Annotated in this window: 13 protein-coding genes; 6 read left to right on the top strand and 7 right to left on the bottom strand. The window is 69.0% G+C overall.

Annotated elements, in window-relative coordinates; genetic code table 11:
- Positions 1-111 precede the first annotated feature (111 nt).
- Complete coding sequence (locus OG741_RS24300; protein WP_405601178.1) at positions 112-603, top strand: hypothetical protein; 492 nt, start codon at positions 112-114, stop codon at positions 601-603.
- Positions 604-680: 77 nt separating this feature from the next.
- Here OG741_RS24300 and OG741_RS24295 read toward each other — a convergent pair whose 3' ends face one another.
- From OG741_RS24295 to OG741_RS24280, 4 genes are all read right to left on the bottom strand, one after another.
- The gene (locus tag OG741_RS24295) at positions 681-1,805 is read right to left on the bottom strand and encodes a GuaB3 family IMP dehydrogenase-related protein (protein WP_405601176.1); all 1,125 of its coding nucleotides are present in this window, start codon (positions 1,803-1,805) and stop codon (positions 681-683) included.
- Positions 1,806-1,908: 103 nt separating this feature from the next.
- Positions 1,909-3,408, bottom strand: coding sequence for an IMP dehydrogenase (guaB, locus tag OG741_RS24290; RefSeq protein WP_266486662.1), 1,500 nt, complete (start codon positions 3,406-3,408; stop codon positions 1,909-1,911).
- 140 nt (positions 3,409-3,548) lie between these two features.
- Positions 3,549-4,124, bottom strand: a complete 576-nt coding sequence (locus OG741_RS24285; protein WP_266486661.1) for a sigma-70 family RNA polymerase sigma factor — start codon at positions 4,122-4,124, stop codon at positions 3,549-3,551.
- A 253-nt stretch (positions 4,125-4,377) separates the two neighbouring features.
- The gene (locus tag OG741_RS24280) at positions 4,378-4,989 is read right to left on the bottom strand and encodes a response regulator transcription factor (RefSeq protein ID WP_003948568.1); all 612 of its coding nucleotides are present in this window, start codon (positions 4,987-4,989) and stop codon (positions 4,378-4,380) included.
- Between the two features lie 466 nt (positions 4,990-5,455).
- Between OG741_RS24280 and OG741_RS24275 the strand changes: the two genes are divergently transcribed.
- Positions 5,456-5,779, top strand: a complete 324-nt coding sequence (locus OG741_RS24275) for a WhiB family transcriptional regulator (protein ID WP_266486659.1) — start codon at positions 5,456-5,458, stop codon at positions 5,777-5,779.
- 75 nt (positions 5,780-5,854) lie between these two features.
- On the opposite strand, the gene OG741_RS24270 is transcribed toward OG741_RS24275, so the two are convergent.
- The gene (locus OG741_RS24270) at positions 5,855-6,745 is read right to left on the bottom strand and encodes a LysR family transcriptional regulator (protein WP_405601172.1); all 891 of its coding nucleotides are present in this window, start codon (positions 6,743-6,745) and stop codon (positions 5,855-5,857) included.
- Between the two features lie 79 nt (positions 6,746-6,824).
- Here OG741_RS24270 and OG741_RS24265 point away from each other — a divergent pair, with 79 nt between their 5' ends.
- The 4 genes from OG741_RS24265 (at position 6,825) to OG741_RS24250 (ending at position 10,390) form a co-directional block, all read left to right on the top strand.
- Complete coding sequence (locus OG741_RS24265) at positions 6,825-7,493, top strand: MOSC domain-containing protein (protein WP_405601169.1); 669 nt, start codon at positions 6,825-6,827, stop codon at positions 7,491-7,493.
- Positions 7,494-7,567: 74 nt separating this feature from the next.
- Positions 7,568-8,341, top strand: a complete 774-nt coding sequence (locus OG741_RS24260) for an SDR family NAD(P)-dependent oxidoreductase (protein WP_405601166.1) — start codon at positions 7,568-7,570, stop codon at positions 8,339-8,341.
- Between the two features lie 262 nt (positions 8,342-8,603).
- Positions 8,604-9,626 carry a hydroxyacid dehydrogenase gene (locus OG741_RS24255; protein ID WP_405605739.1) on the top strand — a complete coding sequence of 341 codons (1,023 nt, stop codon included), beginning with the start codon at positions 8,604-8,606 and terminating at the stop codon, positions 9,624-9,626.
- Positions 9,627-9,694: 68 nt separating this feature from the next.
- Positions 9,695-10,390: an ester cyclase gene (locus OG741_RS24250; RefSeq protein WP_266486655.1), complete on the top strand. Its 696-nt coding sequence runs from the start codon at positions 9,695-9,697 to the stop codon at positions 10,388-10,390.
- A 111-nt stretch (positions 10,391-10,501) separates the two neighbouring features.
- Here the strand turns inward: OG741_RS24250 and groL are convergent, their stop codons facing one another.
- Together groL and groES are read right to left on the bottom strand one after the other, a co-directional pair.
- On the bottom strand, positions 10,502-12,130 hold the full coding sequence (groL, locus tag OG741_RS24245) for a chaperonin GroEL (protein ID WP_405601164.1): 1,629 nt from the start codon (positions 12,128-12,130) through the stop codon (positions 10,502-10,504).
- Positions 12,131-12,224: 94 nt separating this feature from the next.
- Positions 12,225-12,533 carry a co-chaperone GroES gene (gene groES / locus OG741_RS24240; protein ID WP_266486653.1) on the bottom strand — a complete coding sequence of 103 codons (309 nt, stop codon included), beginning with the start codon at positions 12,531-12,533 and terminating at the stop codon, positions 12,225-12,227.
- Positions 12,534-12,769: the final 236 nt, after the last annotated feature.

The raw sequence follows: 12,769 nt of genomic DNA, 5'->3' as shown, positions 1-12,769 counted from the left end.
CATTCCAACAGCTCGATAACGCAGTGCCGAACTGTCCTACCGGACTGCTAGTCTCCGGGATCTCCGCCCGCACACTCGTGCGAGGCATCCGTCCCTGGGGGGAAATTCCAGATGAGCCAGCCTGTTCCACCGCCGTCCGGCAACCCGTTCGCCGGCGGCGACGCCGCCCCGTACGCCCCAACTCCGCCTGCCGCGCCCGTCCGTGACAACGTCGGCATCGGCATCCTCGTCGCCGTCGTCGCCGCACTGGTCGGCGCGGGTGCGTACGGCGCCCTCAGCGGTGCCATCGAGCGCGAGATCGGCTACGCGGCCATCGGCGTCGGCTTCCTCATCGGCTTCGCCGCCGCCAAGGCCGGCGGCCGCAACCCCGCGCTGCCCGTCGTCAGCGCGCTGCTCGCGCTCCCCGCCGTGTACGTGGGTCAGTTGATAGGGGGCGCTGTCGTCGTCACCAAGCTGACGGACGCCGCCTTCCTGGACGTCTTCATCGACCAGTTCGGTCTGCTGACCGACGCGTGGAGCAAGTCGGCGGACGGCATGACGTACGTCTTCCTCGCCATCGGCGCCGTCGCCGCGTTCGGTGGCGCCAAGAAGGCCAACGGCTAAGAGCCGGCGGCTGATCCGGGCAAACGGAGAGGGGCCCCGCACCACCCGGTGCGGGGCCCCTTTCGTACGCGGCGGATTCAGCGGCGGTGCTGCGAGTCGGCCACCGTCACCTCGACGCGCTGGAACTCCTTGAGCTCGCTGTAGCCCGTCGTCGCCATCGCCCGGCGCAGCGCGCCGAAGAAGTTCATCGAACCGTCGGGGCTGTGCGAGGGACCGGTGAGGACCTCCTCGGTCGTGCCCACGATGCCCAGGTCCACCAGCTTGCCGCGCGGCACGTCCTCGTGGACCGCCTCCATGCCCCAGTGGTGCCCGCGGCCCGGCGCGTCCGTCGCGCGGGCGAGCGGGGAGCCGATCATCACGGCGTCCGCGCCGCACGCGATCGCCTTCGGCAGGTCGCCGGACCAGCCCACGCCACCGTCCGCGATGACATGCACATACCGGCCGCCGGACTCGTCCATGTAGTCCCGGCGGGCCGCGGCCACATCGGCCACCGCCGTCGCCATCGGGACCTGGATGCCCAGGACATTGCGCGTGGTGTGCGCGGCGCCGCCGCCGAAGCCGACCAGGACGCCCGCGGCGCCCGTACGCATCAGATGCAGCGCGGCCGTGTACGTGGCGCAGCCGCCCACGATGACCGGCACGTCGAGCTCGTAGATGAACTGCTTCAGGTTCAGCGGCTCGGCCGCGCCCGAGACGTGCTCGGCCGAGACCGTCGTACCGCGGATGACGAAGATGTCCACACCGGCGTCCACAACGGCCTTGGAGAACTGCGCGGTGCGCTGCGGCGAGAGCGCGGCGGCGGTCACCACACCCGAGTCGCGCACCTCCTTGATCCGCTGCCCGATCAGCTCCTCCTTGATCGGGGCTTCGTAGATCTCCTGCAGACGACGGGTCGCGGCGGCCTCGTCCAGCTCGGAGATCTCGTCGAGCAGCGGCTGCGGGTCCTCGTAGCGGGTCCACAGGCCTTCGAGGTTCAGTACGCCCAGACCGCCCAGCTCACCGATGCGGATCGCGGTCTGCGGGGAGACCACCGAGTCCATCGGAGCGGCCAGGAAGGGCAGCTCGAAGCGGTAGGCGTCGATCTGCCAGGCGATCGAGACCTCCTTCGGGTCCCGGGTGCGCCGGCTCGGTACGACGGCGATGTCATCGAACGCGTACGCCCGGCGGCCGCGCTTGCCGCGCCCGATCTCGATCTCAGTCACGATGTGTGGCCTCTCCCTCTACGTCTGCGCCTACCAGTATCCCCGACGCACACGTCAGGGGCGGTCCCGGGAATCCCCGGGACCGCCCCTGAGCACGCGTGGACTACTTCCTGCTGTAGTTCGGCGCCTCGACCGTCATCTGGATGTCGTGCGGGTGGCTCTCCTTGAGCCCCGCCGAAGTGATCCGCACGAAGCGGCCCTTGCTCTCCATCTCGTCGATGGCGGCCGCCCCGACGTAGCCCATGGTCTGGCGCAGACCGCCGACCAGCTGGTGGAGCACCGCCGACAGCGGGCCGCGGTAGGGCACCTGGCCCTCGATGCCCTCGGGGACGAGCTTGTCGTCGGAGGCCACCTCGGCCTGGAAGTAGCGGTCCTTGGAGTACGAGCGGCCCTGGCCGCGCGACTGCATGGCGCCGAGCGAACCCATGCCGCGGTAGGACTTGAACTGCTTGCCGTTGATGAAGAGCAGCTCGCCCGGGGACTCCTCGCAGCCCGCGAGGAGACTGCCCAGCATGACGGTGTCGGCGCCGGCGGCGAGCGCCTTGCCGATGTCGCCGGAGTACTGCAGTCCGCCGTCGCCGATGACCGGAACGCCCGCTGCCCGCGCGGCCAGCGCCGCCTCGTAGATCGCCGTGACCTGCGGGACACCGATACCGGCGACCACTCGGGTCGTACAGATGGAGCCGGGGCCGACACCGACCTTGACGCCGTCAACACCTGCGTCGATCAGGGCCTGGGCACCGTCACGGGTCGCCACATTGCCGCCGATGACGTCGACGCCCACGCTCGACTTGATCTTCGCCATCCAGTTGAGGGCGTTGCTGTTGTGCCCGTGCGAGGTGTCGACGATGAGGAAGTCGACGCCCGCCCCGGCCAGCGCCTGGGCCCGCTCCAGAGCCTCCGGGCTGGCACCCACCGCCGCGCCGACGAGCAGACGGCCCTCGGAGTCCTTCGCCGCATGGGGGTACTGCTCGGCCTTCACGAAGTCCTTGACCGTGATCAGGCCCTTGAGGATGCCCGCGTCGTCGACCAGTGGAAGCTTCTCGATCTTGTGGCGGCGCAGCAGCTCCATGGCGTCCACGCCGGAGATGCCGACCTTGCCGGTGACCAGCGGCATCGGGGTCATGACCTCGCGCACCTGGCGCGTACGGACGGTCTCGAAAGCCATGTCGCGGTTGGTGACGATGCCGAGCAGCTTGCCCGCGGCGTCGGTGACCGGCACGCCGCTGATACGGAACTTGGCGCACAGGGCGTCGGCCTCGGCGAGCGTGGCATCGGGATGCACCGTGATCGGGTCGGTGACCATTCCGGACTCGGAACGCTTGACCAGGTCGACCTGGTTCACCTGGTCCTCGATGGACAGATTGCGGTGCAGCACGCCCACACCGCCCTGGCGCGCCATGGCGATCGCCATCCGCGATTCGGTGACCTTGTCCATCGCCGCGGAGAGCAGCGGGATGTTCACCCGGACGTTCCTGGAGACACGGGACGAGGTGTCGACCGCGTTCGGAAGTACTTCCGAAGCACCCGGCAACAGCAGCACATCGTCGTAGGTCAGCCCGAGTGTCGCGAATTTATCGGGCACTCCGTCGACGTTGGTCATGACACCTTCCCCAAATGGCCTTGATCGGTGCGGATGTCCATGCTAACGGGCCCGGAAGCCGTCTCATTCCACGATCAAGATCGTCGAACAGCTTTGTGTGTTCATACGTGCGCGAGATGCCGTACGACTCACCGCTCGGCTCACTGTTCGGCCAGGGCGCGCAACCGGCTGAGAGCGCGGTGCTGCGCGACCCGTACCGCGCCGGGTGACATGCCCAGCATCTGCCCGGTCTCCTCTGCGGTCAGCCCGACCGCGACCCGCAGCACCAGCAGCTCGCGCTGGTTCTCCGGAAGGTTGGCGAGGAGCCTCTTGGCCCATTCGGCGTCGTCGCTGAGCAGCGCGCGCTCCTCGGGACCGAGGGAGTCGTCGGGCCGCTCGGGCATCTCGTCGGAGGGCACCGCCGTCGATCCCGGATGCCGCATGGCGGCCCGCTGTAGATCGGCGACCTTGTGCGACGCGATGGCGAAGACGAAGGCCTCGAAGGGCCTTCCGGTGTCCTTGTAGCGCGGCAGCGCCATCAGAACCGCGACGCAGACCTCTTGAGCGAGGTCCTCCACGAAATGACGCGCATCGCCGGGCAGCCGGCTGAGCCGGGTGCGGCAGTAGCGAAGTGCGAGCGGATGGACGCACGCCAGAAGATCGTGCGTAGCCTGCTCGTCGCCATCGACGGCACGGTGAACGAGTGCACCGATCACCGTGGTCTCGTCGTCGCGCATCGGTCCATGGTGCCTTGGCGGCTGAGCATCCGTGGCACTGCGTCCAATGTTGTGCACCGAAGCGTTATGAGCAGGTGCGCCGGAACTCATCTCCTGCGCCCTCCCCTCCCGCTCGACCGACTCGTCCCCGAGGAACTCCACCCCTCAAGGATGCGGCATCGCGAGGGAAACGGATGCCCGCGGTCATCCGTCGCCCCGCCCACCCGGCGGCGGGCGGGGTTCATCGTGCCCTCGCGACAGCCCACCCGTCCGCCTAGCGGACCAGGCCCCAGCGGAATCCGAGCGCGACGGCGTGCGCCCGGTCCGAGGCGCCGAGCTTCTTGAAAAGCCGCCTGGCGTGGGTCTTCACGGTGTCTTCCGAGAGGAAGAGCTCCCGGCCGATCTCGGCGTTCGACCGGCCGTGACTCATGCCTTCGAGCACCTGGATCTCACGCGCGGTGAGGGTGGGTGCCGCGCCCATTTCGGCCGAGCGAAGCCGCCGCGGGGCGAGCCGCCAGGTCGGGTCGGCGAGCGCCTGGGTGACCGTGGCCCGCAGTTCGGCCCGCGATGCGTCCTTGTGCAGATAGCCGCGGGCACCGGCGGCGACCGCGAGCGCGACACCGTCCAGGTCCTCGGCGACGGTCAGCATGATGATCCGGGCGCCCGGGTCGGCGGACAGCAGCCGGCGGACGGTCTCGACACCGCCGAGTCCGGGCATGCGTACGTCCATCAGAATCAGGTCCGAGCGGTCGGCGCCCCAGCGGCGGAGCACTTCCTCGCCGTTGGCCGCGGTCGTCACGCGCTCGACGCCGGGTACGGTCGCAACCGCCCGGCGGAGCGCCTCTCGGGCAAGCGGGGAGTCGTCGCAGACGAGGACGGATGTCATGGCCGCCCTCCGCAGCTGATGCGCGTCACCTTGAGCCTCCAGGCTGGGTACGTTTCGTCACCTGTGCGGTTGAACGCTCTCGGACATGTGCCCTAGCGCTTGTTCTTTCAACCGCCTCCGCACTCTCAACGACGGTCACTCGAAAGAGTTACGGGTCGGACTTCCGCCTTCAGCACTCTATGTGAGGGGGCGTGCGCGGAGGAGAGCACTGCAGGTGATGGAGCGTTTCACCTGGAACCTATGCCCCATTTAGCTGCTTTTCTTCCCTTTTTGCGGTGTCTGTAGCTAGATTCGCAATGAGTCATATTTACATCTACTTACACAGTAGATGTACGGTCGTGAGGCACACGCGGGTGCCGGACGGGTGCCGGATACGGCTCGGATCCCGCTTCGGATCCTGCCCGCATCCCGCTCGTGCGCTACCTGACCTGTATCCACTCAGTACGGTTTCAAGGGGACATGCGCTATGGCAGATTTCTCCCGCCTTCCCGGACCCAACGCCGATTTGTGGGACTGGCAGCTCCTCGCAGCCTGCCGCGGGGTGGACAGTTCGCTCTTCTTCCACCCCGAGGGCGAGCGGGGAGCCGCACGAAGTGCGCGCGAGAACTCGGCGAAAGAGGTCTGCATGAGGTGCCCGGTACGAGCGGAGTGCGCGGCGCACGCGCTGGCGGTGCGGGAGCCGTACGGCGTGTGGGGTGGACTGACGGAGGACGAGCGGGAGGAGCTGATGGGGCGTGCGCGACATCGCCTGATCCCGGCGACCAGCGTGGGAGGACCGGCGCGGAGCTGACAGTCCGCGCTGGGAGAACCTCGAAGAAACGTTCCTGCACCACCCCCGTCCGGCTCTCCGGCGGGGGTGGTCCGGTCAGCGGGGTGCGGCCAGCGCGAGCTGATCGAGCGTGGCGGCGACCGCAGGTACCTGGGCCAGGTCCGGCAGCGTGAGCGCGACGATCTCGCGCTGGACGGACGGCTCCACGGTGACGGTCCGTGCACCCTTCAGCCGTACGGACTCCATCGCGAGTCCGGGCAGCACCGCCACGCCGAGACCGGCGGCGACCAGGCCGATCACGGCCGGATGGTCGTCGGTGGCGAAGTCGATCCGGGGCGTGAATCCGGCCTCCTCACAGACCTCGACGAGCTGGCGGCGACAGCGCGGACACCCAGCGATCCAGGACTCGTCCGCGAGATCCGCGATGGCCACGGAATCGGCGCCGGCCAGCCGGTGGCCCTCGGGGACAAGGCCGATGAGGCGGTCCGCGAGCAGGGGGCGGACGACCAGGTCGTCCCATTCCGCGGCCGCAGAGCCGTACCGGAAGGCGAGCGCCACATCGCAGTCGCCCTCCCGCAGCATCTCCACCGAACGCGGCGGCTCCGCCTCGACGAGCGAGACCCGGGTGCCCGGATGGGCCGCGCGCAGCGCGGCGAGCGCGGTCGGTACGAGCGTGGAACTGCCGCTGGGGAACGACACGAGCCGCACTCGGCCCGCCCGCAGACCCGCGATGGCGGCGATCTCCTCCTCGGCGGCGGTCAGCCCGGCGAGGATGCCCGAGGCGTGGCGTACGAGAACTTCACCCGCCTGGGTCAGCCGCGTCTCACGACCCGTACGGACCAGCAGCGGGGTGCCCGCGGATGCTTCGAGTGCCTTCATCTGCTGGCTGACGGCCGGCTGGGTGCAGCCGAGCCGGCGCGCGGCCGCGGAGAACGAGCCGGTGGCGGCCACGGCGCGCAGAACTCTCAGATGACGGGCTTCGATCACCCTCCGAATATAAGGGAGGCTTGGAGGGGAGCCTTCTTTCTGATTTGTTCCTTTGGGAGTGGGGGTTAGCGTGTTGTCCATGAAGCTTCTGACCGTGAATGTGGGCCGGCCGAAGATCGTCGAGTACACCGACACACCGGGCGGCGCGACCGGCATCGACAAACAGCCGGTGGAGGGAGCCGTGCGGGTGAGCGACCCCGGCCCCAAGGGCGAGGGCGCCGGCGGTGTCGCGGGGGACGCGGTCTGCGACCTGCGCCACCACGGCGGCACCGACCAGGCGGTGTACGCGTTCGCGCGTGAGGATCTCGACTTCTGGGAGCGGGAGTTGGGGCGGCCCCTCGGCAACGGCGCGTTCGGCGAGAACCTCACCACGAGCGGGCTCGATGTGAGCGGGGCGAAGATCGGCGAGCGATGGCGGATCGGCGACGAGCTGGTGCTCGAAGTGACGAGCAGCCGCATTCCGTGTCGTACGTTCGCGAGCTGGCTGGGCGAGAAGGGCTGGGTCAAGCGCTTCACCCGGCAGGGCGCGCCCGGCGCGTATCTGCGGGTCGTCGAGCCCGGCGAGATCCGCGCGGGCGACCCGATCGAGATCGTGCACCGGCCGGACCACGAGGTGACGGTCCACATGGCGTTCCGGGCCGAGACCACCGAGCGGACCCTGCTGCCCAAGGTGCTTGCGGCGGGCGACGCGCTCCACCCCGAACTGCTCAGGGCCGCACGGGAGTACGTCGCGAAGCAGAGCGCGTAGCGCCGGTTTCCGGGCGCGGCGGGCACGGTGGACGCGTACGCCGCGCCCGAACACGGGGCACTAACGTGCCGCCTATGACGACTGCACTGATTACGGGAGCGACCGCGGGGATCGGCGCCGCGTTCGCGCGGCGGCTCGCGGCCGAGGGACACAACCTGGTGCTGGTGGCCCGCGACACCGCGCGGCTGCAGGAGCAGGCCACCGAACTGCACGACCGGCACGGCATCGAGGCGGAGGTGCTGACCGCCGACCTGTCGCAGGACGAGGGCATCGCGGCGGTCGAGAAGCGGCTGGCCCACCGCACGGATCCGGTGGATCTGCTGGTCAACAACGCCGGCTTCGGAAACAAGGGGCGCTTTCTGGAAGTGTCCATGGCCGATGAGTTGACGATGCTGAAGGTGCACTGCGAGGCGGTGCTGCGGCTCACGTCGGCGGCGACCGGGGCGATGCGGGAGCGCGGGCGGGGCGGCGTGGTGAATGTGGCATCGGTGGCCGCGTTCGTGCCGCGCGGGACCTATGGCGCGTCGAAGGCGTGGGTCGTGCAGTTCACGCAGGGTGCCGCGCGGGATCTGGCGGGGTCGGGGGTGCGGCTGATGGCGCTCTGCCCCGGTTTCGTACGCACCGAATTCCATGAGCGGGCCGGAATGGGCACCGACAACATCCCCCGGTGGATGTGGCTCGACGCGGACAAGCTGGTGGCGGCCGCGCTGGCGGATCTGGCACGCGGCAAGTCGCTGTCGATTCCGGACCCCCGCTACAAGGCGCTGATGGGTGTGGTGAAGCTGGCGCCGCGCCGGCTGATCGGCGGGGTCACGTCCAGGACAGGCCGGAAGTACGGTCCGCAGTAGGGGCCCCGGCAAGGGTGCGGCGGCTGCCGTCCGGCCGGCGGATGCGGACGGCGGCCCCGGGAGTCGCGGCGAAAGCGAGCCCTGTGCTCCTTCTCGCCGGTGGTACGGCAGTCCGCCACGTCGGCCTCGTCGTTCGCCCAGTGACCTCAAGCGATATACGAGGAGCTCGAGTTCGACCATGGACCACGCCAGCGACCATCGCCCCGCGAACGACCCCGGCGAGCGCCCCGTCCCCGTCGAACGCGCCACGGAACGCCTCACGATGCATGCCCTGCAGCGCCCCGCCGTCCTGCTCGCCATGGGCCCCGGCATCGCCGAGCGCCTGTTCGCCGACCGCCATCGCGACCGCCTCGCCACGCTCGCCCGCAGCGATCCGCGGCTGATCGCCCACGACCTCGCCGCCCCCACGCCCGCCGTCGCCACCGCCCTGGCCGAGGCCGATGTCCTGTTCACCTGCTGGGGCGCCACCCCGCTGACGCCCGAAGTCCTCGAACGGGCACCGCGCCTGCGCGCGGTCGTGCACGCGGCGGGCTCCGTCAAGCACCACATCACCGACGCCTGCTGGGAGCGCGGCATCGCGGTCGCCTCGGCCGCCGCGGCCAATGCCCTGCCCGTCGCCGAGTACACGCTGGCCGCGATCCTCTTCGCAGGCAAGCACGTCCTGCGCTCGGCGCAGCGCTACGAGGAACTGCGCGCCGGCTACGACTGGCGGCGTGAACTCGACAGCGCGGGCAACTACCGCCGCACGGTGGGTATCGTCGGAGCATCCAGGATCGGCCGTGGCGTCATCGAGCTCCTGCGCCCCTTCGATCTGCAGGTCCTGCTCCACGACCCGTACGTCACCGCAGCCGAGGCGGCCGCACTGGGCGTCGTCCCCACCGGCCTCGACGAGCTCTGCGGCCGCAGTGACATCGTCACGATCCACGCCCCGCAGCTCCCGGCCACCCACCACATGCTCGACGCGCGCCGCCTCGCGCTGCTGCCGGACGGGGCGACCCTGATCAACACCGCGCGCGGCTCGCTGATCGACGAGCAGGCGCTGCTCGCGGAGCTGGTGTCGGGCCGACTGCATGCCGTACTCGATGTCACCGACCCCGAAGTCCCGCCCGCCGACTCGCCGTTGTACACCCTGCCGAACGTTCTGCTGACCCCGCACATCGCGGGCTCACTGGGCAATGAACTCCACCGCTTGACGGACCGGGCCCTCGACGAACTGGAGAGGTTCGCGGCCGGACTGCCCTTCGCGGACCCGGTGCATCCGGGGACCCTGAATCACTCCGCCTGAACCGGCACTATCCCCAAATCTCACTAAACTGGACGTATCCCACCCAACCCGTGGAACCGGGAGACGCGATGAAATTCGTACAGATAATCGACTGCAAGACCGAGCGGTTCGACGAGATGGACCGGCTCATGGACAAGTGGGTCGAACAGACCAAGGGCAAGCGGACCGCGACGCACAGTCTCATCGGCAAGGACCGCACCGATGGCTCCCACCTCGTCGAGATCGTCGAATTCCCTTCGTACGAAGAGGCGATGGCGAACTCCAAGCTTCCGGAGACCGACCGGATCTTCCAGGAGATGGTGGCGCTCTGCGACGGCATGCCCACCTTCACGGACCTCGATGTGGTCCGCGACGAGCAGTTGAACCAGGCAACTTCCCGGCGGTTCTTCCACGAGGTAGCCGTCGGGGGCAACCTCGACGCCATCGACGAGCTGTTCGCGGCCGACTACGCCGACCACGACGTCGCCAAGGAAGAGGAAACCGTGGTCGGGTCCGACGGAATCCGCCGCGATGTCAGCCAGTGGCGGGCCGCCTTCGACTTCACATTCGATCTCGACCGGCAGATCTGCGAGGGCGACGACGTCGTGACCCTGTGGACCTGGACCGGCACCCACAAGGGCGAATTCATGGGGATCGCGCCCACGGGCAGGCAGTGCACGATGACCGGCACCACGATCTTCCGGTTCAAGAACGACAAGATCCAGGAAGGCTGGTGGCACGAGGACCTCATGGGCCTGATGCGCCAGCTCGGCGCCATCGGCTGAGGCCACACACGCTTGGCCCGACGCCGGTACGACGCAGACCGGAACGGAGAAGGCCCCGGTTCCCGCCAGTGGCGGGAACCGGGGCCTTCACACCTCGTACGACGTCACACGTCAGTGGCTGTGGCCGTGGCCGTGCCCATGACCTGCGTCGGACTCGTCCTCGGCCGGCTTCTCGACGACCAGGGTCTCGGTCGTGAGCAGCAGCGAGGCGATGGACGCGGCGTTCTCCAGAGCGGAGCGCGTGACCTTGACCGGGTCGATGACGCCGGCCTTCACCAGGTCGCCGTACTCGCCGGTCGCGGCGTTGAAGCCCTGCCCGGCCTCCAGCTCCGCCACCTTGGCGGTGATGACGTAGCCCTCGAGACCGGCGTTCTCGGCGATCCAGCGCAGCGGCTCGACGACGGCGCGGCGGACGACCGCGACACCGGTGGCCTCGTCGCCCTCCTTGCCCAGGCCGCCCTCGAGCACCTTGGCGGCGTGGACGAGCGCGGAGCCACCACCGGAGACGATGCCCTCCTCGACCGCGGCGCGGGTCGCGGAGATGGCGTCCTCCAGACGGTGCTTCTTCTCCTTCAGCTCCACCTCGGTGGCGGCGCCGACCTTGATCACGCACACGCCGCCGGCCAGCTTCGCGAGGCGCTCCTGGAGCTTCTCGCGGTCCCAGTCGGAGTCCGTGGACTCGATCTCGGCCTTGATCTGGTTGATGCGGCCGACGACGTCCTCGTGGTTGCCGCCACCGTCGACGACGGTGGTGTCGTCCTTGGAGATCGTCACGCGGCGGGCGCTGCCCAGCACGTCCAGACCGGCCTGGTCGAGCTTGAGGCCGACCTCCTCGGCGATGACGGTGGCACCGGTGAGGGTGGCCATGTCCTGGAGCATCGCCTTGCGGCGGTCACCGAAGCCGGGAGCCTTGACGGCCACGGCGTTGAAGGTGCCACGGATCTTGTTCACGACCAGGGTCGAGAGCGCCTCGCCCTCGACGTCCTCGGCGATGATCAGGAGCGGCTTGGAGCCACCGGCCTGGATGACCTTTTCGAGGAGGGGCAGCATGTCCTGGATGGAGGAGATCTTGCCCTGGTTGATCAGGATGTACGGGTCGTCGAGGACGGCCTCCATACGCTCCTGGTCGGTCACCATGTACGGGGACAGGTAACCCTTGTCGAAGGCCATGCCCTCGGTGAAGTCGAGCTCCAGACCGAAGGTGTTGGACTCCTCGACGGTGATGACACCGTCCTTGCCGACCTTGTCCATGGCCTCGGCGATGAGCTCGCCGACCTGCTGGTCCTGCGCCGAGAGCGCGGCGACAGCGGCGATGTCGGCCTTGTCCTCGATCGGACGGGCGGTCGCGAGCAGCTCGTCGCAGACGGCCTTGACCGCGGCGTCGATGCCCTTCTTCAGGGCGGCCGGGGAGGCGCCGGCGGCGACATTGCGCAGGCCCTCGCGGACCAGCGCCTGGGCCAGCACGGTGGCGGTGGTGGTGCCGTCACCCGCGATGTCGTTGGTCTTGGTCGCCACCTCCTTCACCAGCTGGGCACCGAGGTTCTCGTACGGGTCCTCGATCTCGACCTCGCGGGCGATCGTGACACCGTCGTTGGTGATGGTGGGGGCGCCGAACTTCTTGTCGATGACGACGTTGCGGCCGCGGGGGCCGATCGTCACCTTGACCGTGTCGGCAAGCTTGTTGACGCCGCGCTCGAGGGCGCGACGGGCGTCCTCGTCGAACTTCAGGATCTTCGCCATGGGAGCTTCTCTGTCCTCTCAAACGAACTGCGCCCCTGGGCACCCGGCTACATCAGTGCGGGGGCCAGGGGCGCAGATCAAAAACGTGGGTGAATTACTTCTCGACGATCGCGAGCACGTCGCGAGCCGAGAGGACGAGGTATTCCTCGCCGTTGTACTTCACCTCGGTGCCGCCGTACTTGCTGTACAGCACGACGTCGCCGGTCTTGACGTCGAGCGGAAGACGCTCGCCGTTCTCGAAGCGGCCCGGGCCCACGGCAAGGACGACGCCCTCCTGGGGCTTCTCCTTCGCGGTGTCCGGGATGACCAGGCCAGAGGCCGTGGTCTGCTCGGCGTCGAGCGGCTGGACCACAATGCGGTCCTCGAGCGGCTTGATGGCAACCTTGGAGCTGGCGGTCGTCACGATCCGACCTCCCCCTTCGGAGATCTCACGGGGTTAACTGTCTGGATGGCGACCAGGTGGATCCGTCGTCGCGGGTGCCGGACCTGCCCGTCGCTGCGTTGGCACTCTCCAGTGGGGAGTGCCAGACCCGAGACTATGACTGCGATTAGCACTCGGTCAAGCGGAGTGCCAATTCACCGGTGCGCCGCGGTGCGGTCCCGGTACGGACAACGCCGTCGCCGATGCCAGGGTTCCGC

It is taken from the genome of Streptomyces sp. NBC_01410 (genome assembly GCF_045040195.1).
Lineage (GTDB): Bacteria > Actinomycetota > Actinomycetes > Streptomycetales > Streptomycetaceae > Streptomyces.
The sequence above is the reverse complement of the archived record's forward strand: the minus strand, read 5'-3'. Positions and strand labels throughout refer to the sequence as shown.